Genomic DNA, 24,162 nt, shown 5'->3' with positions numbered 1-24,162 from the left:
TTTTCCCGCACGCAGGCATTGATCACCGTCAACGGCCCGCGCGGCGCATGGCCTGCACGGGCTCCGCCCGCTCAATTCATCAGTCACTGACGCTAGGTTCACCATGGCTCAATACGTCTTCACCATGCATCGGCTGGGAAAAGTTGTTCCGCCGAAGCGGGAAATCCTGAAAAACATTTCGCTGTCCTTCTTCCCTGGCGCCAAGATCGGCGTGCTCGGCCTCAACGGTTCGGGGAAGTCCACGCTGCTGAAAATCATGGCCGGCGTCGACACCGAGTTCGAAGGTGAAGCCCGCCCGATGCCGGAACTGAACATCGGTTACCTGCCACAGGAACCGATCCTGGACCCGACCAAGACCGTTCGTGAAGTGGTTGAAGAAGCCGTCAGCGCGATCAAGAACGCCCAGGCGCGCCTGGACGAGGTCTACGCCGCCTACGCCGAGCCGGATGCCGACTTCGACAAGCTGGCCGCCGAACAGGCCAAGCTGGAAGCGATCCTGCAGGCCGGCGACGGCCACAACCTGGAGCGCCAGCTGGAAGTTGCCGCCGACGCACTGCGCCTGCCGGCGTGGGATGCCAAGGTCGAACACCTGTCCGGTGGTGAGAAGCGCCGTGTGGCCCTGTGCCGCCTGCTGCTGTCGGCCCCCGACATGCTGCTGCTCGATGAGCCGACCAACCACCTGGACGCCGATTCCGTCGCCTGGCTGGAACACTTCCTCCACGATTTCCCGGGCACCGTGGTTGCGATCACGCACGACCGTTACTTCCTGGACAACGTCGCTGGCTGGATCCTCGAGCTCGACCGCGGCGCCGGTATCCCTTACGAGGGCAACTACTCCGGTTGGCTGGAAGCCAAGTCCGACCGTCTGGCTGCCGAATCCAAGCAGCAGTCGGCCCACGAAAAAGCCATGAAGGAAGAACTGGAGTGGGTGCGCAAAGGCGCCAAGGCCCGCCAGTCCAAATCCAAGGCGCGTCTGCAGCGCTTTGAAGAAATGCAGTCCCAGGAATTCCAGAAGCGTTCGGAAACCAACGAGATCTACATCCCGGCCGGTCCGCGCCTGGGTGACAAGGTCATCGAATTCAAGAACGTCACCAAGGGTTATGGCGACCGCGTGCTGATCGACAACCTGTCGTTCTCCATGCCAAAAGGCGCGATCGTCGGCGTTATCGGTGGTAACGGTGCGGGTAAATCCACACTGTTCCGCATGCTGATGGGCAAGGAAACCCCGGACTCCGGCACCATCGAAGTGGGCGAAACCGTGCAGCTTGCTTGCGTTGATCAGAGCCGTGAGGACCTGGACGGCAGCAAGACGGTGTTCCAGCAGATTTCCGATGGCTCCGACCAGATCCGCATCGGCAACTATGAAATCCCGTCGCGCACCTACGTGGGTCGCTTCAACTTCAAGGGCGGCGACCAACAGAAGTTCGTCAAGGACCTGTCCGGTGGTGAGCGCGGCCGCTTGCACCTGGCCCTGACCCTGAAAGAAGGCGGCAACGTGTTGCTGCTCGACGAACCGTCCAACGACCTCGACGTTGAAACCCTGCGTTCCCTGGAAGAAGCCCTGTTGGACTTCCCGGGCGCCGCCATTGTGATCTCTCACGATCGGTGGTTCCTTGACCGCGTCGCGACTCACATCCTGGCGTACGAAGACGACTCGCAAGCGGTGTTCTTCGAGGGCAACTACACCGAGTACGAAGCCGATCGCAAGAAGCGCCTGGGTGAAGCCGCTGCCCAGCCGCACCGCGTGCGTCACAAGAAACTGGCCTGATTCGGGTCAGTGGTTTGAAAAAACGGAGCCTTCGGGCTCCGTTTTTTTTTGCGTCTTTTCAGGTGGACCGAGGTGGGTTCATCGCAGGCAAGCCAGCTCCCACATTCGGCCGCATTCCAACAGTAGAAACCGATCAAATGTGGGAGCTGGCTTGCCTGCGAAGACCATTTACAGGCTGGTGCATGCCTGGGGTTGATAATCCCTTTTCAGGTGCACAAAAGTCCTGTTTTTCTGATTTATTTATATCTAATGCACCATTTAAATTCACAAAGGCGACATTTTGCACTTTTCAGGTGCGGCATGAGTTGCTAAGGTCCGGCTCAATCTCATTTAAAAACAATCAATTTGCCGAGACTTCCCATGATCGAATCTGTCGAATCTTTCCTTTCCCGCCTCAAGAAACGCGACCCCGACCAGCCAGAATTCCACCAGGCCGTAGAAGAAGTCCTACGCAGCCTCTGGCCTTTTCTTGAAGCCAACCCCCACTACCTGACGTCGGGCATCCTGGAGCGCATCTGCGAGCCGGAACGTGCGATTACCTTCCGGGTGTCGTGGGTGGATGATCACGGCAAGGTTCAGGTCAATCGTGGGTTCCGCATCCAGATGAACAGCGCCATCGGCCCGTACAAGGGCGGCCTGCGGTTCCACCCGTCGGTGAACCTGGGCGTGCTGAAATTCCTCGCTTTCGAACAGACCTTCAAGAACTCCCTGACCTCGTTGCCCATGGGCGGCGGCAAGGGCGGCTCGGACTTCGACCCCAAGGGCAAGAGCGACGCCGAAGTGATGCGCTTCTGCCAGGCCTTCATGAGCGAGCTGTACCGGCATATCGGCGCAGACGTGGATGTGCCGGCCGGTGATATCGGCGTGGGCGCCCGTGAGATCGGCTTCCTGTTCGGCCAGTACAAGCGTCTGAGCAACCAGTTCACCTCCGTGCTGACCGGCAAGGGCATGACCTATGGCGGCAGCCTGATCCGCCCGGAAGCCACTGGTTTCGGCTGTGTGTACTTCGCTGAAGAAATGCTCAAGCGCAACAGCCAGCGGGTGGAAGGCAAGCGCGTGGCCGTGTCGGGTTCGGGCAACGTGGCGCAATACGCGGCGCGCAAGGTCATGGACCTGGGCGGCAAGGTGATTTCCCTGTCCGACTCCGAAGGCACCCTCTACGCCGAGAGCGGTTTGACCGAGGAGCAATGGTCGGCGCTGCTGGAATTGAAAAACGTACAGCGCGGGCGCATCAGCGAACTGGCCGAGCGCTTCGGCCTGGAGTTCCGTAAAGGCCAGACCCCATGGCAGTTGGCCTGCGACATCGCGCTGCCCTGCGCCACCCAGAACGAACTCGACGCCGAGGCGGCGCGCACCCTTCTGCGCAACGGCTGCATCTGCGTGGCCGAAGGTGCCAACATGCCGACCACGCTGGAGGCGGTGGATATCTTTATCGACGCGGGCATTCTGTTTGCCCCGGGCAAAGCCTCCAACGCCGGCGGCGTGGCCGTAAGCGGGCTGGAAATGTCGCAGAACGCCATGCGCCTGCTGTGGACGGCTGGCGAAGTGGACAGCAAGCTGCACAACATCATGCAGTCGATCCACCATGCGTGTGTGCACTACGGCGAAGAAAACGGTCGGGTCAACTACGTGAAAGGCGCGAACATCGCCGGCTTCGTGAAAGTTGCCGACGCGATGCTGGCCCAGGGCATCGTCTAAGCCTCGGGCTCGATCCGCAGCACTTCGATCAACTGATCGCCGACGGGGCGTTTCCACAGCACTTCGTCGCCGAGCTGGGCCCCCAGTAAGGCGCGGCCCAGGGGCGAGCCCCAGTTGATCAAGTGTGCAGTGGCGTCGGCCTGGTCTTCGCCGACCAGCTGGATGCGCTGCTGTTCGTCCTGTTCATTGGCGAAGGTGACCCAGCTGCCGATCTGCACTTTGTCGGTGGAAGTCGCCGGCGCGACGACTTGAGCACTTTGCACCCGTTGATTGAAGTAGCGCAGGTCGCGCTCAAGGTCAGCCAGGCGCTGTTTGTCGTCTTTGGCAGATTCGACGCTATATGCCTGCTGTAACTGCGCCACCTTGGCCTGCAACTGCGCCAACCCTTGGGCCGTCACTCGGTTGGGCTGCTCGCTGACCTGGCGCTCCACCGGCTGGTCGGCCTGGGCGGCGGCGTTGTCTTCATTCACAAAAGCTCGGCTCATGACGTTCTCCCTCAATGGAGTTTGGGCCATAGTCGCCGCGCTTTAGTTTCGATGGATGTCTGAAAGCGACCTATTGCGAGCGATAGGCCCTGGCGGCGTCGCGGTCTTTCTCTTGCTGCCAGGCACGCTCGCGGTCATCCCAGTGATTGTCCTTGTAGTCGCGCAGCTCTTCGTTTTCACGCATGGCCTTGCATTGGCGGAAGCCATCTTCCCAGCCTTCGGCGTATTCGCGGTCCTTGAGATAGCGCGGCACGTTCTTGCGAAACTCCCCGCTGATCACCCCGGCCGCCTGGCGACCGCTGCTGCAACCGTCGTCAAAACCATCGGCAAAGGCCGGTGGGTAACCCTTGGCCAACAGGTCTTGATGAGTGGACTGACAACCGGCCAACCACACCATCGCACACAGCATTACCGCATACCGCCACATTGCCTGCTCCCTCGCCGTTTCACGGCTGATAGGGGAAGTCTAGAAGGGGATTCGTCGGAGAGATGTGAAAGGAAGGTGAGAACGGTGTGGTCCGTAGGCGCTGGCTTGCCGGCGATGCAGACACCTCGGTGGTCAGGTAACCAGCGGTGATGCGATCGCCGGCAAGCCGGCTCCTACAGGTTGCGTGGATCAAATGTGGGAGCGGGCTTGCCCGCGAAGGCGGTGGTTCAGCTTAAATATCTTTGACTGACACACCGCATTCGCGAGCAAGCCCGCTCCCACACAAGCCCGCTCCCACATTTTTGATCGTTGTGTGCCTTTGGTCAGTAGTGATACCACTTCACTTCCAGCAGCACTTCGTTCACCGGGGTGGACAGGTGGCTGTATTCGCGTTGGGCGCTCAGGCGCAGGCCCAGGTTGCGGGACAATTCCCACTGCTGGTTCAGGCTCAGGCTGCGGCGCACTTCGCCGTTGGTGAAGAAGTCGCCCTTGGCTTCCAGGCTCAGGTTGCCCAGCGGGTTTTTCCACAGCACGCCGGTGTTGAAGCCGGCTGCGGGGGAGATGGCTTCGCTGAAGTCGTTGTTGTGTTCCACGCGCACGGTGCCGAGGGCGAAGCCGAGCATGTCGTCGCTCAGTTGCCAGGTACCACCGGCGCCGCCGTTGACGTGGGCCACCAGGGTTTCGTCGTCGTGTTTGCCGGGCACCCGCTCCAGGCCGCCGGTGACTTGCCAGGACCACGGCTGCAACAGCGCGTTGCGCGGGGTCAGGGAGCGGATGGTGGCCAGGTCCAGTTGCTGCAGTTGCCAGTGGTTGCCTTCGTACTGGCGCAGTTTCATCTGCAGGATTTCGATCTGCGCGCCGAGGGGGAAGCCTTCGGCGTTGTCGTTGAGGTCGTGGTAGGCCATGCGCAGGCCGTACTCACCGAAGGCTTTGTCGCCACGGGTGCCGATACCGGCTTGCCACGTGCGCGACTCATGGCCGTCTTCCGGCAGGCCGGGGCGTTCGACGTTCAGGTCGGGCGCCGGGTTCTGGTTGATTGCGCGCAGCAGTTCAAAGCTGCGTTGGGAACGTTCGGTGTCACGCTCCAAACCGTTGGCGCGGTAGCGGCCCAGGCGGTAGGCGGCGTCGATGATCAGGGCCTGGCGCTCGCGGGGCAGGGCCTTGAAGGCCGGCTCTTGCAGTTGCTTCTGGTCGTCGCTGACCTTGAGTACCCACTGTTGTTCTTCACTGCTCAGCGGCTTGGCACGCTCCAGTAGCTCGCGCTCGCGGGAAGGGCGGTAGTCGATCTTCTCCACCAGCCCTGCATCCTTCACCGCCTTGACGGTGTCGGTAGGGATGGCGGTCAGCGGGAATTGCTCGGTCAGGCGCAGCCCGGGACGTGCGACTTGCAGCAGTTCCAGCAGGCGATAGGAGCAGTTTTCGTCAAAGAAGAAATAGTCGAACTGGATCTGCTTGAGCTCCCACACGTGCTCGACCATGCGCTCGGTCTCGACCTGGGTCAGGTTCAGGCGGTATTCCCACAGGTCGCGGTTTTCGAGGCTACGGTACTCGGAAAGTTTTTCCTGGTAGGGCACCAGGGCGAACAGGCCGGGGTAGCCGCCCATCAGGCCTTTCCAGGCGTAGAGGATGCTGTTGTCCGAGCCTTCGATGTAGGCGCCAAAGTTGATCGCGTAGCTGAGCAAGGCGGTCTTGTCGCGCTGCACATCGGCCTGGTCGATACGCAGCAGGGTGTGGCCGAACATGGACGACGGGCTGTTGAGGTAGGCCGCCGGGAAGATCATCACCGCGCTGTGCGGGGCGACGTCCTTGAACCATTGCTTGAATTCTTTGCAGTCCACGGCGGGCAGATCGGTCAGTTGTAACTGATCCTTGAGCCAGCGGGTGCGTGCGGGGTAAACGCATTGAACATGTTTTTCGCCCAGGCTGGCCGGCGCATAGAGTGCGTCAACGGTGGCCTTGAGTTCGGCGTCCGGGTGGTGGGCGCCGTCGGGGGCGAGGAAGAATTTCTTGTCGCTGACATAGCTGCGCCAGCCCTTGAGCTTGCCGGCTTCGTAATGGCCCAGGGACAACCAGAACGGATCATTGGCCAATTGCTGCAAACGTTGATCATCAATATGCGGGGCCGCGTACAGCGGGGCGCAGGCGAAGAGTGCCAGCCAGGCAAAGCGTTTGAGCATAGGGGCAACTTAAGTCGGATAAAGAGAGACCCAAAGGGGAGGCGGGTCCAAAAATAAAGCCCGTGCCTCGAAAGGCACGGGCGGGTCGAGCTTAAGCCTGGGTAGCGTATTTCGCCAGGCGGGCGTCGCCCTTGAGGACGGCGAGGGTGTTGGTGTGCACATCGTCAGCCGTCACGTCGGCTTTGCTGAAGATCTGTTGGAAGTGCTCGTGGGTCACGGCAGCGAAGTGCTCGCGATCTTCTGGAGCAACGCCCAGTACCACCGCGTAGGTGGTCAGTGCTTCGCCATTGCCTTTGGCCATGTCTTCGGACAGCTCGTTCATCATGCCATTCATGGCAATCCAGGACTTGCCGCCGTAGGTCAGGGCGCTGTTGGTGCTGCAACCGTTGGTGCCTGAGGTCATGCCGAAGGTGGCGTTACCCGAGGTGCCGTTGGTGGTGGACGCCAGGAAGTGAGCTGGAGTACCGCGTTGGCCTTCAAACAACATGTTGCCCCAACCGCAGTTCGGGCCGCCTGGTGCTTCTGCCATTGCATTGAGGGAGACGACGGTGAAGAGAGTACCAAGAAGGATCCGTTTCATAGCTTTGTTCTCTTTGTGTGCAAACCAATGGACAAGGGTTCAGGCGCGTTGCAGCGCCCTAGGGATCGGTTATTAGTCCAACCCGCGCAGTTTGGAGTTTAGGCACGTTCCCGGGGTTCCGTGTTTTTTTATAAAACAATCAGCGATGTCGCGAATTATTTGTAGGACGCCTCCCGTGTCTATGCTTTCCCACAGGCTCGCCTTGCCAGAGCGCGCAAGCGGGAGCCAGAATGCCGTTATCTGCCCCGCCTGATGTAAGGAAGCCCGATGCCTGATCCTGTTGCTGCCAGCTTGCGTCTAGCGCCCGAAGCGCTGACTCGTCCTTTTTCCGCTGAACAGTTCAGCTTCTCGACCACCAATGATTTGGAGCCCTTTCGCGGTGTGCTTGGCCAGGAACGTGCGGTTGAAGCCTTGCAGTTCGGTGTGGCCATGCCACGCCCCGGTTACAACGTGTTTGTCATGGGCGAGCCCGGTACCGGCCGCTTTTCGTTCGTCAAACGCTACCTGAAGGCAGAAGGTAAACGCCTGCAGACCCCATCGGACTGGGTCTATGTGAACAATTTCGATGAGCCTCGCGAACCCCGTGCGCTGGAACTGCCAGCGGGCGGCGCGGCGGCGTTCATCAGTGACATCAGCGGGTTGATCGACAACCTGGTGGCCACCTTCCCGGCCGTGTTCGAACACCCGACCTACCAACAGCGCAAAAGCGCCATCGACCGCGCTTTCAACCAGCGCTACGACAAGGCGCTGGACGTGATTGAGCGTCTGGCATTGGAAAAGGACGTGGCGCTTTACCGCGACAGCTCCAACATCGCCTTTACCCCGATGCTCGACGGCAAGGCCCTGGACGAAGCCGAGTTTTCGCAGCTGCCGGAAGCCGACCGCGAGCGTTTCCACACGGATATTTCCGAGCTGGAAGAACGCCTCAACGAAGAGTTGGCCAGCCTTCCACAGTGGAAGCGCGAGTCGAACAACCAGCTGCGCCAGTTCAACGAAGAAACCATCACCCTGGCCCTGCAGCCATTGCTCTCGCCGCTGTCGGAAAAGTACGCGGAAAACGCGGCAGTCTGCGGCTACCTGCAAGCCATGCAGGTGTACCTGCTGAAAACCGTGGTCGAGCAATTGGTCGACGACGCCAAGACCGACGCCCAGGCGCGCAAGCTGCTCGAAGAGCAGTACTGCCCGAGCCTGGTGGTGGGCCACCCGATCAACGGCGGCGCGCCGGTGGTGTTTGAACCGCACCCGACCTACGACAACCTGTTCGGCCGTATCGAATACAGCACCGACCAGGGCGCGCTCTACACCACCTACCGGCAATTGCGCCCGGGTGCTTTGCACCGCGCCAATGGCGGCTTTTTGATCCTCGAAGCCGAGAAAATGCTCGGCGAGCCGTTTGTGTGGGACGCGCTCAAGCGTTCCCTGCAGTCGCGCAAGCTGAAGATGGAATCGCCGTTGGGCGAGCTGGGGCGCTTGGCCACCGTCACCCTGAACCCGCAGATGATTCCGTTGCAGGTCAAGGTGATCATCATCGGTTCGCGCCAGCTGTATTACGCGTTGCAAGACGCCGACCCGGACTTCCAGGAGATGTTCCGGGTGCTGGTGGACTTCGACGAAGACATCCCGATGGTGGACGAGAGCCTGGAGCAGTTCGCCCAGTTGCTCAAAACCCGCACCTCGGAAGAAGGCATGGCGCCGCTGACGTCGGACGCCGTGGCGCGCCTGGCCACCTACAGCGCACGCTTGGCCGAGCACCAGGGCCGTTTGTCGGCGCGCATTGGTGACCTGTTCCAGCTGGTCAGCGAGGCGGATTTCATTCGTCACCTGGCGGGCGACGAGATGACCGATTCCGGGCATATCGAGCGGGCGCTCAAGGCCAAGGCCACGCGCACCGGGCGCGTGTCGGCGCGGATTCTCGACGACATGCTCGCCGGGGTGATCCTGATCGACACCGCAGGTGCGGCCGTGGGCAAGTGCAACGGGCTGACGGTGTTGGAAGTCGGCGATTCGGCCTTCGGTGTGCCGGCGCGGATTTCCGCTACGGTTTACCCGGGCGGCAGCGGCATTGTCGACATTGAGCGTGAGGTTAACCTCGGCCAGCCGATTCACTCCAAGGGCGTGATGATCCTCACCGGTTACCTGGGCAGTCGTTATGCCCAGGAATTCCCGCTGGCCATCTCGGCGAGCATCGCGCTGGAGCAGTCCTACGGTTATGTGGACGGCGACAGTGCGTCCCTCGGCGAGGCATGCACCTTGATTTCGGCCCTGTCGAAGACGCCGCTCAAGCAGTGCTTTGCCATCACCGGCTCGATCAACCAGTTCGGCGAAGTGCAGGCCGTGGGCGGGGTCAACGAGAAGATCGAAGGCTTCTTCCGCCTGTGCGAAGCGCGCGGCCTGACCGGTGAGCAGGGGGCGATCATTCCCCAGGCCAACGTGGCCACGCTGATGCTCGATGAGAAGGTGCTGCAGGCCGTGCGTGCCGGGCAGTTCCATATCTATGCGGTGCGCCAGGCGGACGAGGCGTTGAGCCTGTTGGTGGGCGAGGATGCCGGTGAGCCGGATGCCGAGGGGCAATTCCCGGAGGGCACCGTCAATGCCCGCGTAGTCGAACGCTTGCGTGCGATTGCCGAGATGATCAGCGAGGAAGACCTGAAAGAGGCGGAAAAGGAGCTGGCGCAGCAAGCGCTGGCCGAAGCCAAGCCCACCTGACACACCTTTGTAGGAGCCGGCTTGCCGGCGATGGCGGCCTGTCAGGCACAAGTGATTACCCTGACACGCCGCGATCGCCGGTAAGCCGGCTCCTACAGGGTGAGGTGTCAGTAAATTGGCTGTTTTTGTGGGGCCAACGCCCGTTGGTCCCTACAACCTTGGTTTGTCGTGGTTTTCTTCTATTCTCTGCTCAAGGGATATCCACAGGAGTCGCTGGATAGAGACAGCCTCGCCGTGCGCTGAGGTTGAACACCGATCTACCGAGGGTCGCCGCCATGCCGCGCAACCTTTGCCTTACCCGTCAATGCCTGGGCCTGGTCACCCGTATCGAATGCTCCATTCGCCCGCTCGCCGGGGATAACGGGATGTGGACCTTGCTGTTTGCGGCCGGGATGACCGGCGAACAGCCGTCCACCATCAAGTCCCAAGGCCCGTTTCATGGGCCCTTCGTGGCAGAAACCATACTGGAATCGATTGTCGACAGCCTCACGCTGCACGGCTACGAGCAAGCGGGCGACCCGCAGATCTGGAGCCTGCACATGCAGGCCCATTTGCGACAGCTCAACGGCGGGCGCTCACAGACGGTCAGTGATACCCATCACTGATCGCTATTGCGCCTGCGGCTTGTCCAGCTTGACCTCGAAGCCGTATTGCACGGTGTTCAGGTCGGTGCGCTGGTAGCTTTCCAGCACGGTCGGCTGGCCGTAGAAGTAATGCACGTCAAACATCGCCGTGCCGTATTCCTCGGCGCGGTGGCTGACGCCGAGGATCTCCTTGAGGTAATTGCCGCTGGCGTCCTTGGCGTAGAAGCGCCAGCTGTCGGACGGGAATGCCTTCTGGTCGACGATCAGCGCGTTGTCCTTGAGCGTCAGACCTTTGGGCAGCTTGGCGACGTCAATCGTGGCCTTTTCGATGTTGGCCAGGAACAGCGGGATCGAACCCACCACAAACGCCGGGTTTTCCGGGAACAGGTTGAGGTCGTAGGTCAGCGTGCCACGGGCTGCATCCAGCTCAAACGCCTCGGCCGGCAGCTCGATGGGTTCGCCGCGCTCGCCCTTGTCGTCGGCCGTGAAGAAGGTGATGGGCGCCTCGCTGCTGTTGCGTTCGCTGCCGACCAGGTCGTCGTTGAAGGTGAACGGGTGGTCGAACACGATGTGCGCGGCGCTGGCGTCTTCGGTCGACTGGGTGATGGTGACGCTTTTTTTCAACTGCTCTTCGGTCAGCGTCGCGTCTTTGAGCCAGCTGGCGGCGCTGTCGTCATACACCGTGACGGGCATCGGCAAGGCTTGCACGGTTTTTTGCAGGCTGTTCTTGTCGAAGCGCATCACCGGCAGGTCGAGGTCCTTGTGTGTGACCGTCGCCTTGGAGAAGTCCAGCACGTTGACCTGCAGGCTATCGATCACGCCGTTGAAGTACACCTTGGCGTAGTGGCTGCTCTGTTTGTGCTCGAACGCCTTTTGTTCGTCGCTCAGTTGCTTTTCAAATGCGTCGGACCAGGCCTTCTGCTTTTGCATCTCGGCCAGTTGTTTCTCGTAGAACGCCACCTGGGCGCTGCTCTCGTTGATCGAGCCCGCGCGGGTGAGGAATTGCCCGGTGGTGTCGCGTGCCTGCACCAGCAACGGGTTAGGCGATTCGTCGCCCACTTCCGGGGCGAGGGGCGCGCTGGTGGTCAGTTCGATCTCGGCGTAGTTCTTTTCAAGCAGCAGCAGGTTGAGGGTGATATCGCCCTCGGTGCGCTTGCGGCCCACGTCTTTTTTCGACAGGTCGAAGGTCAGCACCTTGCCGGGGGCAACCACTTCCACCGCACCTTTGAGGCTGACCGGTTGCGGCTGGCTCTTGTTCTCGGTCTCTACGCCATCGATGAACGGGTAGGTCACCGTCAGGTCATCGGGGTTGGTCAGGTTGGAACTGCTGGGGCTTAGTTGGATACCCGGGTCGGTTTCCGACCATTCAGGCTGGAAGGGGATGACCTTGTTGTTGCTCAGGGTCACCGACTGCCATTCCAGGCCATGGGGAAAGGGAAACTGGTCGGGGCTGTTGAAGTTGAACGGGAAGACCGGCTGCAGATCGGTCAGGTAGTCGGAGTGCGAGGCTTTGCGCAGCACAAACAGGCCGTTTATGTAGGTGTCCACCAAGGCTTGGGGCGTGGGGTAGTGTTTGATCAGGGCCAGGGTGTCTTCGCCGTATTCGGCCTCGATAGGCTTTTCGGCGAGCTTTACGCGCGCCCGCTCCAGCAAGAGCAGCGAGCCGCCGAGATCAGCGATGGCGTCGCGCAGCTTGGGGTCCTGGATGCTGTCCAGGGACTGCTCGAACTTGGCGGTTCTCTCTTCGAGGGTGGCTTGCTTCTGCTCTTCTTTGGGGGAGCAGCCGCCGCTCATCAACAGCATCGCACCCAGGCCGATAGTGGCCAAATGGGATCGCACATCCATCATCTGAGTTTTTCCTATTCGACGTCAGTGAGCCGATTTATTGGCTCGACACTAGCAGAAAAATTCTCTTACAGATGCCGCTCAGGTCAGTTTTCTCGCGGTTACAGGTGTTCTGTAGCGGCTGGTATACTCGCGGCCATTTTTAGCCAAGCTGTGTGAGATCCAATGGAACGCTTTATCGAAAATGCTATGTACGCCTCGCGCTGGCTGCTGGCGCCAATCTATTTCGGCTTGTCCCTGGGGTTGCTGGCGCTGGCGCTGAAATTCTTCCAGGAAGTGATTCACCTGCTGCCGAGCGTGTTCTCGATGGCCGAGTCCGAGCTGATCCTGGTGCTGCTGTCGTTGATCGACATGGCCCTGGTCGGCGGCTTGCTGGTGATGGTGATGATCTCCGGCTACGAGAACTTCGTCTCGCAGCTGGATATCGATGAGAGCAAGGAAAAGCTCAACTGGCTGGGCACCATGGACTCTTCGTCGCTGAAGATGAAGGTGGCGGCGTCCATCGTGGCGATTTCCTCCATCCACCTGCTGCGTATCTTCATGGACGCCAAGAACGTCGATCCGCAGCATCTGATGTGGTACGTCATCATCCACATGACCTTCGTGATCTCGGCGTTTGCCATGGGTTACCTGGACAAGGTCACCAAACACTGATGCCCTGCGCCGGCCTTACTGCTCGACGAAGTAGTAAGGCTGGCGATTGATCGCCATCTCCTTGATGACGGTGACCTTCTCGGTCAGTTGTTCGGTACGGTCCATCAGCGCCACGTTGCCCGGCTTGGCCGTGAGGAACGTGCGCAGCTCAGCCTCGGTCTGCAGGATCGGCAAGTAAGCCTGCAGATAGAACACGCTGGCCCCGGCAATCCGCTCGTTGGGCTGGAATAACACCACTTCCTTACCTTGCGCTTGCAGCGCCTGCACCTGGCTGATCACTGGGATGAACGACTGACGCACGTCCGCTTTGGGCGCAAACCAGAAGGCAGCAATCAGGTAGCAAGCGACCGCGAGGGTGAACACGCTGCCGATCACGGCCTTGTGGTGTTTGTACAGCGACGGCTTGTGCTGCTTGGCCCACTCCAACAATACGCGCGCGTATTCGGCAGCCAGCACGGCGGCGGCTGGCGTCAGCGCCATGAGGTACACCGTGCGCTTGCTGGAAGCCAGGGTCAGCAGGGTGAATTGCGCCACCAGCCAGATGCTGAAAAACAGGTAGTAGCGGTTGCGCACCAGGCTCTTACGGAAGTGCCACAGCCCCAGGTACACCAGGATGTTCCATGGCAGGAACGCTTCGGGCAGTTTGGCGATGTAGTAGTAGAACGGTTCGTAGTGTCCGGCTTCGACGAATGAACCGCTGAACCGGCCGACGCTGTTGGTCCACAACACTTCGCCCACGGCCTGCATCCCGCCGCGCTGGAACAGGAAGCCCAGCCAGATCATCAGCGGCACCAGCGCCAGCAAGGTGAACAGCCCCGGCTTGAGCCAGTCACCGATACGCAGGCGCTTGTCCAGCACTGTGGTCGCGACCAGGTACACGAAGATCACAATGCCCGGCATTGCCAGGCCCAATACGCCTTTACTCAGCGTGGCGATCACCATCCCGGCAGTAAACAACGCCCACGCCCAGGCAGCGGCGCCTTGGCGGTCGGGTCGTACCGCCTGGTAGAACCCAAGCAATGCAGTGGTCACGCCCAGGCTGAGCAAGGAGTCCTCGCCAACACCCCGCACGTTGCCCCAGTAACTGGCCATGGTCGCAAGGATCAGGGCGGCGCAGAACGCCAATGTTTTCGGGCGGCCAAAGGTGCGCAGCATCCCGTAGAACAGCATCACGCTGAACAGCCCGGCGAACGCCGAGGCCAGGCGCACCGCGCCGGTGCTGGCGCCAAACAGGCGAATGGCGCCGGCGTCCAGCCACAGGCTCAGAGGCGGTTTTTCAAGGAAGGGTTCACGAAACAGCTGGGGCACCACCCAGTTGTTATCCAGGTGCATGGCCATGGCGATCCCGGCGACGCGGGCTTCGGTGGAGCCCTGCAGTTCATGATTACCCAGGGCAAAGAAGAACAACAAACCAGCGAGCAGGAGCAGCAGAGGAGCAGGACGCGTCATAGTACTGGCAACCGAGGCAAGGGACCGTTCGGGGGGAACGGCCGTGGCAATCGGCTAGTATCTGTCAGCATTTCTGAATATTTCGTGAATGAGTGTCAGTTTTTTGTAAGGCGCCCTTGTGTGCCTGCTCTGGCAGTCAGGGCGCCTTCAAGCTGGGCAGTGCGGCTTTGCCTTCTGCTGTCAGCACCGGCTCCAACTGTTCCCAGGTAAAACTCAATTCGTTGTCACAGCCATCGCCCTGGGCGGGCGTCGAAAGCTGCACCCCTTCGGTATTGAAGCTCAAGTCGAAGGTGGAGTAACTGGTCACCGCCGGGCAGCCTTCGTCAGTGGTGGTCTGTTTGGCGAGCCATGCGCTGAAGGGCGCAGGCAACTTGATCTGGCCGGAGTAGGGGTTGTCCCACGCTTCACGGCCACCCAGCCAGGTCCACGGGTCGACGCTGTCGCCGGTTTGCAGGTTCCAGGTGTGCAGGCCCCAACTGATGCCACCGCGACCGTAGCCGGCCATCCATCGGTAGAACCGCACGGTGATCCAGTGCGAGGACCAGTAGCGGGGCTCTACGCTGATCTCGCTGGTCGACGTGCCGCCGCCCTGGTCCAGCGAATTGCGCCGCTCCCGGTAGAAATCGGCCTGGCCATCCGGGCTGATGGCCATGCGCGCCAGGTCCCGGTTGATCTTGTCGATGGCCGCGCCGTCACCTTCGAGCTTGAGGATGACCTGGCCGCCTTGGGTCTTCACCTGATAGGCGTGTTCATGAAAGGTGTTTTTCTCCACCTTCACCGGCGGCGGCAGCGCTTCGATCGCGTTGTTGTAGGCGTCGCTGGCACAGCTGTCGACGTCTATGCGTTTCAGCGACAACGCCAAGCCCTTGCCGCCCGGGGTCTTGCTCCAGGTGCCGGTCAGCGTATCGCCTTGGGGTTCGTCCAGTTGCCAGAAACCGCTGTTGCCTTCTTCGGCCCACGGCTCACTTGCATTGGCTTGGGTCAGCTGGATCGGCGTGAGGATACGTTGGTAGTAATAACTGCCATTGGCGCCATGTGCGCCGTTAAAGCACGCGGTGATGGCGGATTTGCCCAAGGTGCCTTGCCACACACCGGCGAGGTCGGCAGCGGTGGTGATTAGCGGGGTGCAGGCGAGTGCGAGGACGGCGAGGGGCTTGAGCACGGGTATCGGACTTCCGATTGTCTGATAGAGGGGGTCAGGGTAAAGGGAAGTGGGGGGGGATTCCAGAGGGGGAGGGTGGTGGTTTCTAAACGTCAGAAACAACAAAACCCGCACTTGGCGGGTTTTGTTGATGCTTTGAATTGGTGGGCCGGGGTAATCTGAAACTAGCCGGCATCTATCTGTTTTGGTTGGTAAATAATTGTTTGGGCAACTCGTTTGGAATACCAGTTGAAAGGCTGCGTGATCTGGATTTCGATGGACGGTGCAATTTGAGCTCTGCTCCCTTAAGCCGTCGAGATTGAATCCATCAGGCAATGGTTGTGAAAACGTTAGCCATGGCTGGTGAATAGTTGCTTTTGATCGTTGCGCGCCACGCGCCACGCGCCCCAGACTGAATTGAAGAATCTTTTGGAGTGCTTGGAAGTCGAGTGCGGGAAGCCGATAGGCTCAGATTACTGTGAGCTGTTAGCTGGCGACGAGCAAGTCGGAGAAATTGGGCCAAGAGACGTATTTGTGGGTACAGTCCGGGATCGTTTCCAGAAGCCAGTTCATCCCCGCTTCCGGTCCGCGTATTCCGCACTCCCAGAGCTCGATCACTCGCCAGCCTGATCTGAGCAGTTCATCTCGGTTTCTGGTGTCACGCTTCACGTTTTGATCGAATTTCGTCTGCCAAAAGTCCTCACGGGTCTTTGGGATCGTGGCGTACCTGCAGCCCGGATGCCTGTGCCAGAAACAACCATGAACTAAGATGCAGACACGATAACGAGGGAGCACGACATCGGGTTTGCCGGGAAGATTTCGCTGATGTAAGCGATACCTGAAGCCTTGCCGATGAAGCAGCTTCCTGACCTTCATCTCTGGCAATGTATCGCTGCCGCGGATGCCCGCCATCATTCGAGACCTGACCTCTCTGCTGACTATGTCCATGAACAACCCCCCAGATGAGCTTGCCTCTGTCGCAGGATACCTCCCTGGAAAAAACTTTTCCGCTTCGTGAGCCAATTTAAATCGTGGATTTCTTCGCCGGTCCCGGGGGGCTGGGCGAAGGCTTTGCCTCATCAGGCAATGGTAAGCATTAGATATCGTCGTTTAGGTCGAGACGGACCCCTTTGCCCGTAAGCCTTGAGGCTCAGGGCATTCTTTCGCCGGTTGAGGCTGGCTAACTGTGAATGTTCATGCAACCTGCGCAGGCGACACCTCGCGGCATTTTCAGTACACTCTGACACGATGTAGCATTTGGCGTCCGGTTGACGATTCGTCAATCCGGGCTGCGCCGTGTGGTATGAGCAGGCCTGATCTGCCGTCCTACTGCGCTCCGTGCAGCTGGTCTTGGCGCATGTTCCCTATGAGAGATACCGGATGTCCATCCAAACCGAGCTGCACAAATCGCAGCCCAGCAACACCTACGAAAAGCCCATTACCCTGGCTGCAGACCTGCCCACCTCGACTGGCAAGAATTCCCGCGAATCTACCCCAGACGACGAACTGATCCGCAGCAAGCTGCAGCGTATTCAGGAAGGCGGCGAAATCCGCTACATGGACATGTTCGCAGGCTGTGGCGGCATCTCCCTTGGTTTCCTGACCGCCGGATTTACACCGGTCGCATCGATCGAAATGGACCCGTGGGCTGCGAAGTCGCACGGAGCCAACTTCGGCTCGCGCTCGGTCGGGGGGGATAAGGAAGCGCACCACGCCCCGCGCGATGCGGTAGCCGAAACCGCAGAAACCGTCTTCGACGATCTCGGACTGCAGGGCGCCACGGACCATCAGATCGATGTCCTCGTCGGCGGGCCACCCTGTCAGGCGTTCGCCCGTGTAGGCCGGGCTAAGCTCCGCGAGCAGGCCCGCCTGCGCGAAGAGGTGACCGCAGACGAAGCCTTCCTGGTGGATGGACGGGTCAGCCTGTGGGAGCGCTACGTCGCATTCATCCGGGCGACAAAGCCTGTTGCGCTTCTGATGGAGAACGTGCCAGACATCCTCAACCATGGCGGCACCAATGTTGCCGAGCTAGTTTCCAAAAGCCTTGCCGAAGAAGGCTACGACGTAGCCTACACACTGCTGAATTCCGTCTGGTATGGCGTTCCGCAGATGCGGGAACGCATGATTCTGGTCGGCTTCCATCGTTCGACCGGCATCAAGCCAAAATTTCCGGTTCCAACGCACCACTTGGTTCTGCCATCCGGCTACACCAGTTCCAAGAATGCTGCGAGGCGAGTTATCAAAGCCGAAGGCTCAGCGCACCACCGCTGGATTCCCGATCCAGCACCCGAGTCTCCCGCGGCCACATCGGCCTCTGATGCGCTGGCAGATCTGCCGCACCTGTACGCCGAAGAAATGCTTCGCTCGGGTGCCATTCGTCGCGGGGCGAAAGACCCGTCAGAACCTGTCGAGTACACAACAAAAAAGCCGTCGACTGCCTATTCGCGCCTGATGCGGGAGTGGCACGGATTTACGACCAAGTCTACGACGGGCCATGTTTTTCGGTATCTGCCGCGCGACTACAAGATCTTCGCCGAGATTCAGCCCGGCTGGGAGTACCCGCAGGTGCATGCCTATGTAGAGCAGAAAATTGCGAACTGGCTTGCCGATCGCAGCAGACTCGGTTTGCCCACCGACCCGAGAAACGCAGACGTCAGCACATACATTACGTCCTGGCGCATTCCGTATGACCCGGGAAAGTTTCCGAACAAGTGGTGGAAGCTCCGCCCCGATGCGCCGGTACGTACGCTGATGGCGCACCTCGGCAAGGACTCTTATTCCCACATCCACTTCGACTCGAAACAGGCACGCACCATTACCGTCCGTGAGGCTGCGCGGCTCCAGTCATTCCCTGACGGTTTCGTTTTCAAAGGATCGATGAACCCGGCATTCAAGCAGATCGGCAACGCCGTACCACCGCTCTTTGCATATGCCATCGCTCGTGGAATGCGGGAGTGCTTGGGAGCACCGGAGACACTGGACATGCGTGTAGCACTGTTCGATTTAGAGCAATCACAAATCAAGACTACTGAGGGCAGTAAGTGAAGTTCACCATTCTCCGACTGCTGACTCATTCCGAACTCGGCATGTTTCATGAGTACCGCCGTCAGGGGAAGGAACGCGCCAAGCAGCGTTCCATCAACTTCGATTTGGACGTCGTCAACAGGGTTTTTCCTTCAGCAGAGAGCTCTGACACCATCGCAATCACCTGCCGGCGTCTCGAAGACGAAGTTACCGTGGTTGAGATTGCTTCATGGCTCAAGCGGCAGCACAAAAATTGGAGATTCGAAGGCGATTGTCCGAAAAGCTCCTTCTACAGTTTCGTTGACCCAGGCGTTCTGTTCGCAATGGTGGTTGACGCCTCAACCACTCCGGCCAATGCATCCTGGGTTGTCATCCCAGCAGACCACCCAGCCCACTCTTCGATCCTCGGCCATGGAGAGAGCACCCGTCTCGGCAAATCCGCAATGATCGCGTTGTACGGTGATGAAGGCCAGCACTGCCAGGTAGTGCTCTCGGATCACTTCCCGCAGCTATTCCAGGAGGCAGAAACCGTGTCCATGACGTCACAAAAAGAAAACGACAACAACCGCGACGACGATGACGCAGCACCTGACCCGCTCGGTCTCTTCAAGATCCTGGCACGTGCGGGGCACAGCCTGCCCAGCGCCGTGGCCGATCTGGTGGACAACAGCCTATCGCATGGCGCTCGGGAGATCGACATCACCTTCCCGAATCCCAATGCGGGCGGCCGGTGGATGTGTATTCGCGACGACGGCACGGGCATGACTCCATCGGGTCTGCGCGACGCCATGAAGATCGGGCACCAGCGTGAATATGACGACGGCGACCTGGGCAAGTTCGGCTATGGGCTGAAGGGGGCGGCCTGGTCCCAGGCCGATCGACTGACGGTCGTATCGAAAGCTGCCGGAAACGAGAGCACGACACTCACCTGGGACAAGTACCATCTTGCCAAGACGCGCCGCTGGGCGCTTCTGAGCGACCCGGTAGCTCCCGAGCATGCCTCGGCAGTGGATATCGGCGACTCGGGCACGGCCGTGCTGCTCACACAGATGCGCCCCTCGATGGAGCCTGCGAGAGGCAGGGCAGATTCTCCCTACGCGCAGGAACTCGCTGCCATCAAGTCGCACCTTGAACTGGTCTTCCACCGATACCTTGAAGGCAAGGCGCGCGGGTGCGAGAAGGTAGTCATCCGGGTGAACGATGACGTTCTGCGAGCCAATAACCCTATGGGGCACCCGCTGACGAAAGAGTACGATCAGCATCGCATCGAGCTCCCCGGCGCTTCTCCGGACAAGACGCCTGCCCTCTATGTTCGTGCGTACGTCACGCCAAACGAGGCAGAGTTCGACGAATACATCAAGGTTCTGTCACCGCTGGAACAACGCGTCGAACGTGACCGCCACTCCCTGAATGGCCGCGCAAACGATGCTCAGGGCCTGTACTTCTATCGACTTGACCGCCTCATCAAATGGGGCGGCTGGGAAGATCTCTTCGCCAAGGATGAGCACACCAAGCTGATTCGTGTCGCAGTCGACTTCGACAGGCTGGCAGATGAGCAGTTGCAGGTAGATATCAGCAAGCAGCTCATTCGTCTGCCCTTTGCGATCACCAAGCCCCTCGGAGACCTGATCAAGGCCCCTCGCGCAGCAGCCCGCCTCCGTTACAACAAGAAGGAAAAACCTGCGCCGGCTCAGAAAGGAGGCGGCAAGACTGTGTCGCCGGCCGGCACGCCAGAGCCAGGCGGCTTCTTGCCTCCAACGACAGCAGCGGGAGGTACTCCCGTGGCGGCACCTGCTCCAGCCCCGGCTGCAAAGAAGGACAAAACTTCAATTCGCCTTGTCAGCAGCGGCGACAAGCCATGGCAACGCAAAACTGGGTTTAAGGGGGAGGAAGTCGAGGTCACCCCGCTGATGCCGACGCTGGTGACGCTCGTGCAGCTCATCGACAAGGATGCCGAGGCCAAGACGGCTCTGTCTGAGTTCCTTCGCGCTCTGGAGACGGCCGGTGTCCCGGACCAGTTGACGGACAACGCCTGATGCAGGTCCGGCTTCCGCTTCCCCTTACACTGAAGCCAGGGCTGACCCTGTGGACGGATGCAACCGCCTGGACCAACTGGTCCCTGCATGAAGCCTATCTGCGGGGCCAGCCCAAATGGAAGCCGCACCAGATTGCGTCGGTCGCGGAAGAGTCCCTGCGGATCATCTCGAAGACCACACCGGTAGGTCGCCCGGAATTCCAGTGCCGCGGTCTGGTCGTCGGCTACGTTCAGTCCGGCAAGACCGCCAACTTCACGGCTGTGGCAGCGCGCGCAGCCGATGTCGGCTATCGCCTGATCATCGTTCTTTCAGGCATTCACGATTCACTGCGGAACCAGACGCAGAGGCGCCTGGATCTAGAGTTGGCCGGGACCGGCGTCGACTGGATCAAGCTGACCGATGAGGCTTCAGACTTTCGTGAGCCGGAGGTGGCCGACGGGTTCGCTTCGACCGGTACCGTTCTGATCGTCGCGAAGAAGATCACGCCGATCCTGAAACGGCTCAACCAGTGGTTTGGCAAGCTCGAAGGCCGGCTCGCTGATGTACCGGTCCTTCTCATCGATGACGAAGCCGATCAGGCCTCCATCAATACACGCGGAAATAGGCGCGACCCCAGTATCGACACCGACACCGAACCGGATGACGACACGGCCCCATCACTGACCAATGCCCTGATTCGCGACATTCTCAGAAAGATTCCTCGGGCCACATACATCGCCTACACGGCTACGCCATTCGCCAACATCCTCATCGACCCTGACGCCAATGACAGCCGGGTGGGCGAAGACCTATTCCCCAAGGACTTCGTCGTGCAGCTTCCGCGGCCGGACGGCTACACAGGAACCGAAGAGCTTTTCGGCGTCAGCTCGCAGGGCCGCGATGTACTGCGCCCTGTAGACGCGGCGGATGTGAAGGCTATGAAGCCGAAGCAGCGCAAAAGGAGCGAGGTGATAGTTGCCCGAGGACCGCTGGATCTTCCCCAGTCGCTCGCCGATGCCCTCCTGACTTTTGCACTTGCTGGCGCCATCAGACTGCAGCGCGGCCAGATGGATAAGCCGAACACGATGCTGGTGCACGTATCCAGGCTCCAGCAGGACCAGTTGCGCATTGGAGAGGCGATCAAGGAACAGATCCGCAGCTGGTTCCATCATGAGAACGCCGAACCCGGCGTGCTCAAACAGATGTTCCGGTCAACGCTCGCAGGGCTGGGACCGGTGCATCTACCTTGCAGCGAAGAGGTTCTACTGGAAGAGGCAGTGACAAATCTAGCCCGTCTAGTGGTTGTTGTGCTCAATAGCACGACGGGCGACGAGCTGGAATACGACACCAAGCCTGGACGGCAGCTTGTTGCAGTGGGTGGCAATCGGCTGTCGCGCGGATTGACGCTTGAGGGGCTGACGATTGCCTACTTCCTACGCACCACAACGCTGGCGGACGCTCTGCTGCAGATGGCCCGCTGGTATGGTTTCAGGACAGGCTATGAAGACCTGATCCGCATCTGGACAACCGAAGGCATTGCTCAGTGGTTCGTGGAGTTGGCGCTGGTTGAAGAATCCCTGCGTGACTCCATCACGGCACTAAACAAGGCCGGCCGCAGGCCTGACCAGATGGCCATTCGGATGCGTGCCCATTCAAAGCTTCTGCTCACCAGCAAGAACAAGAGCAGGATGCAGACGGATGATTCACGATCATGGTCTGGCGAAAACCCGCAGACGATTCTGTTTCCCATGCACGACCGGGAACTGCTGGAACGGAACTTGGACTTGGCGTCCGCCCTGCTCCGACAGCACCCCCCGACACAGGATGCACACGGGGGCGCCATAGCACACGATGTGCCGGCCGAGGACATCGCATTGTTCCTGAGGCGTTATGAAGGGCACTCGAATAGCATTGCATTTCAGGGGGCGGAGATTGCCGACTGGATCCTGGAGCGAGCCGAAGCGGGAGAGATGACGAACTGGACCGTGTTCGTAGCTAACCCGCAGCGGGAACGGCAGGTGCTCTTAGGGGGAAGGCCTTTCGGCCTCGTTCGACGTTCGTTGCAGGCCAGCGAGTCGATCGGCATACTGATCGATCCACGCCATGAAGGTGTCGATCTGTATGGCGGACCGGAGAACTACCGCACTGGCTCCGGCTTCAATGCACGGGCAATGCGTGAGGACCGGCCCGCGCAGCAGGGCCTGCTCCTGCTCTACCCCCTGGATCCCGAACCGCTTCGCGCGCCAACACAGGCAGTGCTGGGCCTCGCGCTTTCGCTGCCCCGCACTGCGGACGGCGAACAACGGCTTGTCGTGAACCGTGGGGTACGCAATGGTTGATATCACGCAAGACCGCTGGGCAAGTCTGCGTGAGCAGCGACTTTCGCACGAGGATATCTACGAGCAAGTGGCCGAAGACATGGACGCAGCGCTGATCGGAGTGTCAAACGACGGACGCCTGCACCTGCTACTGGCTATCGAGGTCGCCCCGCAAAACCTGCCGCCGGACCTGCAGAGCCTTCAGGTCCGCATCTTGGAAGGCGGAAAGATTTGGCTGGACGTTTCCGCGCGCAGCCACCACGAAGAACTGCTTACACTGATAGTCAACAAGGTCCTCCACGCTATCCACATTGAAGGCCGCGATCCTGCTATCTCGGTTGAGCGCATCATTAACGACATGCGTGCGGCATTGCGCCCGCTCTCGGCTGACCTGAGCGCTGCCGAGCAGATTGGTCTTTTCGGCGAGCTCTGGGTGCTGTCCAACGTACTGCTCCCGACTATCGGCCCGCGCGTCAGCCACCTTTGGAGCGGTCCTGAAAGTGAACGTCATGATTTCGTCGGACAGGGGGTCCACATCGAAGTGAAGACCACCACGCGATTGGAACCGAAGCACGAAATATCCCGTTTCGATCAGCTGAAGGCGCCTGCTAGCAAGCGCCTCCTGTTTGTCAGCGTCATGCTGGAGCGTAGTCTGGGCGGCGACGAAACGCTGGCAGACCGCGTCGATGAAATTCGGGAGAAACTGGTGTCCGATGGGCGCGCGCTAGATGTTTTCGATTCACGCTTAGCACAACTCGGCTGGCACGAGGGCCTACGGCAGACAGGCGCCCTTCTCCGGTTCACATTCCGCAATGTCCATGTTTTTGAAGTTGTCGGCAACTTCCCCAGGCTCCCCGATAACTACGTGCCACCACTCGGTGTGACGGGCATTAGGTACAGCATCAATGTAGGCAGCCTGCCGTCGCTTGACGTATCGGAAGTTGAGGAGGTTCTTTTAACCGTCTAGCGCGTTGCCCACAATCTACGCTTCCCAACGCCGCGTTAGATTGCGCAGGGTTGTTTGGAGGTCTTCCCTAGCTCTCCCATAGTCGCCGGTAGGCAATCTCATCATCGGCATGTTTGCGGTTGGGTGTTCTGGTCAAGTTTCTTCGGACACCGATTACGGTGATCAAGCCGCCTGCTGCTCCATGGCTATTGGCGACAAGTAATTGTTATTGCTGTGGAGTCTGATTCGGTTGTATCGCATGAAGAAGCTGGTCACATCCTTCCTGGCTTCTTCAATAGTCATATAGCCCTTGATGGGCACCTACTCTGATTTGAATGTCCCGAA

General features: G+C 60.0%; 17 protein-coding genes. 9 read left to right on the top strand and 8 right to left on the bottom strand.

All coding sequences use genetic code 11. The annotated features are described in order from the left end of the window. The first annotated feature begins 103 nt into the window (after positions 1 to 103). Both ettA and gdhA read left to right on the top strand, forming a co-directional pair. Entirely contained in the window at positions 104 to 1,768 is a 1,665-nt protein-coding gene (ettA, locus tag HX792_RS24260; protein ID WP_176998456.1) for an energy-dependent translational throttle protein EttA, read from the top strand. Between the two features lie 360 nt (positions 1,769 to 2,128). After that, positions 2,129 to 3,466 (top strand): NADP-specific glutamate dehydrogenase, encoded by a 1,338-nt coding sequence (gdhA, locus tag HX792_RS24255; protein WP_176998455.1) that lies wholly within the window; start codon positions 2,129 to 2,131, stop codon positions 3,464 to 3,466. On the opposite strand, the gene HX792_RS24250 is transcribed toward gdhA, so the two are convergent. The 4 genes from HX792_RS24250 to HX792_RS24235 form a co-directional block, all read right to left on the bottom strand. Next, positions 3,463 to 3,951 carry a GreA/GreB family elongation factor gene (locus HX792_RS24250; RefSeq protein WP_176998454.1) on the bottom strand — a complete coding sequence of 163 codons (489 nt, stop codon included), beginning with the start codon at positions 3,949 to 3,951 and terminating at the stop codon, positions 3,463 to 3,465. The genes gdhA and HX792_RS24250 overlap by 4 nt on opposite strands. 70 nt (positions 3,952 to 4,021) lie before the next feature. Beyond that, entirely contained in the window at positions 4,022 to 4,378 is a 357-nt protein-coding gene (locus HX792_RS24245) for a hypothetical protein (RefSeq protein ID WP_176998453.1), read from the bottom strand. A gap of 323 nt (positions 4,379 to 4,701) precedes the next feature. After that, positions 4,702 to 6,555, bottom strand: coding sequence for a DUF4105 domain-containing protein (locus HX792_RS24240; RefSeq protein ID WP_176998452.1), 1,854 nt, complete (start codon positions 6,553 to 6,555; stop codon positions 4,702 to 4,704). 91 nt (positions 6,556 to 6,646) lie between these two features. Further along, positions 6,647 to 7,135: a DUF3015 domain-containing protein gene (locus HX792_RS24235; RefSeq protein ID WP_176998451.1), complete on the bottom strand. Its 489-nt coding sequence runs from the start codon at positions 7,133 to 7,135 to the stop codon at positions 6,647 to 6,649. A gap of 267 nt (positions 7,136 to 7,402) precedes the next feature. On the opposite strand from HX792_RS24235, the gene HX792_RS24230 reads away from it, so the two are divergent. Together HX792_RS24230 and HX792_RS24225 are read left to right on the top strand one after the other, a co-directional pair. Next, positions 7,403 to 9,841, top strand: a complete 2,439-nt coding sequence (locus HX792_RS24230; protein ID WP_176998450.1) for a Lon protease family protein — start codon at positions 7,403 to 7,405, stop codon at positions 9,839 to 9,841. 275 nt (positions 9,842 to 10,116) lie between these two features. Continuing rightward, the gene (locus tag HX792_RS24225; RefSeq protein ID WP_176998449.1) at positions 10,117 to 10,446 is read left to right on the top strand and encodes a hypothetical protein; all 330 of its coding nucleotides are present in this window, start codon (positions 10,117 to 10,119) and stop codon (positions 10,444 to 10,446) included. Positions 10,447 to 10,449: 3 nt separating this feature from the next. On the opposite strand, the gene HX792_RS24220 is transcribed toward HX792_RS24225, so the two are convergent. Then, positions 10,450 to 12,273 (bottom strand): hypothetical protein, encoded by a 1,824-nt coding sequence (locus HX792_RS24220; RefSeq protein ID WP_176998448.1) that lies wholly within the window; start codon positions 12,271 to 12,273, stop codon positions 10,450 to 10,452. 162 nt (positions 12,274 to 12,435) lie between these two features. Between HX792_RS24220 and HX792_RS24215 the strand changes: the two genes are divergently transcribed. Then, on the top strand, positions 12,436 to 12,924 hold the full coding sequence (locus HX792_RS24215) for a TIGR00645 family protein (RefSeq protein ID WP_016976786.1): 489 nt from the start codon (positions 12,436 to 12,438) through the stop codon (positions 12,922 to 12,924). 15 nt (positions 12,925 to 12,939) lie between these two features. Here HX792_RS24215 and HX792_RS24210 read toward each other — a convergent pair whose 3' ends face one another. From HX792_RS24210 to HX792_RS24200, 3 genes are all read right to left on the bottom strand, one after another. Continuing rightward, positions 12,940 to 14,373 carry a glycosyltransferase family 39 protein gene (locus HX792_RS24210; RefSeq protein ID WP_176998447.1) on the bottom strand — a complete coding sequence of 478 codons (1,434 nt, stop codon included), beginning with the start codon at positions 14,371 to 14,373 and terminating at the stop codon, positions 12,940 to 12,942. A gap of 136 nt (positions 14,374 to 14,509) precedes the next feature. Further along, positions 14,510 to 15,535: a hypothetical protein gene (locus HX792_RS24205; protein ID WP_176998446.1), complete on the bottom strand. Its 1,026-nt coding sequence runs from the start codon at positions 15,533 to 15,535 to the stop codon at positions 14,510 to 14,512. 465 nt (positions 15,536 to 16,000) lie between these two features. Then, positions 16,001 to 16,462, bottom strand: a complete 462-nt coding sequence (locus HX792_RS24200) for a very short patch repair endonuclease (RefSeq protein ID WP_176998445.1) — start codon at positions 16,460 to 16,462, stop codon at positions 16,001 to 16,003. A gap of 432 nt (positions 16,463 to 16,894) precedes the next feature. Between HX792_RS24200 and HX792_RS24195 the strand changes: the two genes are divergently transcribed. Genes HX792_RS24195 through HX792_RS24180 form a run of 4 tightly spaced genes read left to right on the top strand, consistent with a single transcriptional unit; the run spans position 16,895 to position 23,838 of the window. Continuing rightward, the gene (locus HX792_RS24195; protein ID WP_176998444.1) at positions 16,895 to 18,559 is read left to right on the top strand and encodes a DNA cytosine methyltransferase; all 1,665 of its coding nucleotides are present in this window, start codon (positions 16,895 to 16,897) and stop codon (positions 18,557 to 18,559) included. Next, complete coding sequence (locus HX792_RS24190; protein WP_371319379.1) at positions 18,556 to 20,574, top strand: ATP-binding protein; 2,019 nt, start codon at positions 18,556 to 18,558, stop codon at positions 20,572 to 20,574. Before HX792_RS24195 ends, HX792_RS24190 begins: the two co-directional genes overlap by 4 nt. Beyond that, positions 20,574 to 22,892: a Z1 domain-containing protein gene (locus HX792_RS24185; protein ID WP_176998443.1), complete on the top strand. Its 2,319-nt coding sequence runs from the start codon at positions 20,574 to 20,576 to the stop codon at positions 22,890 to 22,892. Before HX792_RS24190 ends, HX792_RS24185 begins: the two co-directional genes overlap by 1 nt. Continuing rightward, positions 22,885 to 23,838, top strand: coding sequence for a PD-(D/E)XK motif protein (locus HX792_RS24180; protein ID WP_176998442.1), 954 nt, complete (start codon positions 22,885 to 22,887; stop codon positions 23,836 to 23,838). Before HX792_RS24185 ends, HX792_RS24180 begins: the two co-directional genes overlap by 8 nt. Positions 23,839 to 24,162 lie beyond the last annotated feature (324 nt).

This window comes from Pseudomonas sp. B6002, assembly GCF_013385985.1.
GTDB lineage: Bacteria > Pseudomonadota > Gammaproteobacteria > Pseudomonadales > Pseudomonadaceae > Aquipseudomonas.
Note: the sequence above shows the minus strand (reverse complement) of the source record. Positions and strands in the feature narration are given on the sequence as shown.

Bases quoted from the DNA above. Each gene is read 5' to 3' on its own strand.
- HX792_RS24215 (WP_016976786.1), top strand. From the start codon at position 12,436: ATGGAACGCTTTATCGAAAATGCTATGTACGCCTCGCGCTGGCTGCTG.
- HX792_RS24245 (WP_176998453.1), bottom strand. From the start codon at position 4,378: ATGTGGCGGTATGCGGTAATGCTGTGTGCGATGGTGTGGTTGGCCGGT.
- HX792_RS24220 (WP_176998448.1), bottom strand. From the start codon at position 12,273: ATGATGGATGTGCGATCCCATTTGGCCACTATCGGCCTGGGTGCGATG.
- HX792_RS24200 (WP_176998445.1), bottom strand. From the start codon at position 16,462: ATGGACATAGTCAGCAGAGAGGTCAGGTCTCGAATGATGGCGGGCATC.
- HX792_RS24240 (WP_176998452.1), bottom strand. From the start codon at position 6,555: ATGCTCAAACGCTTTGCCTGGCTGGCACTCTTCGCCTGCGCCCCGCTG.
- HX792_RS24180 (WP_176998442.1), top strand. From the start codon at position 22,885: ATGGTTGATATCACGCAAGACCGCTGGGCAAGTCTGCGTGAGCAGCGA.
- HX792_RS24235 (WP_176998451.1), bottom strand. From the start codon at position 7,135: ATGAAACGGATCCTTCTTGGTACTCTCTTCACCGTCGTCTCCCTCAAT.
- HX792_RS24185 (WP_176998443.1), top strand. From the start codon at position 20,574: ATGCAGGTCCGGCTTCCGCTTCCCCTTACACTGAAGCCAGGGCTGACC.
- HX792_RS24250 (WP_176998454.1), bottom strand. From the start codon at position 3,951: ATGAGCCGAGCTTTTGTGAATGAAGACAACGCCGCCGCCCAGGCCGAC.
- HX792_RS24225 (WP_176998449.1), top strand. From the start codon at position 10,117: ATGCCGCGCAACCTTTGCCTTACCCGTCAATGCCTGGGCCTGGTCACC.
- gdhA (WP_176998455.1), top strand. From the start codon at position 2,129: ATGATCGAATCTGTCGAATCTTTCCTTTCCCGCCTCAAGAAACGCGAC.
- ettA (WP_176998456.1), top strand. From the start codon at position 104: ATGGCTCAATACGTCTTCACCATGCATCGGCTGGGAAAAGTTGTTCCG.
- HX792_RS24195 (WP_176998444.1), top strand. From the start codon at position 16,895: ATGTCCATCCAAACCGAGCTGCACAAATCGCAGCCCAGCAACACCTAC.
- HX792_RS24210 (WP_176998447.1), bottom strand. From the start codon at position 14,373: ATGACGCGTCCTGCTCCTCTGCTGCTCCTGCTCGCTGGTTTGTTGTTC.
- HX792_RS24230 (WP_176998450.1), top strand. From the start codon at position 7,403: ATGCCTGATCCTGTTGCTGCCAGCTTGCGTCTAGCGCCCGAAGCGCTG.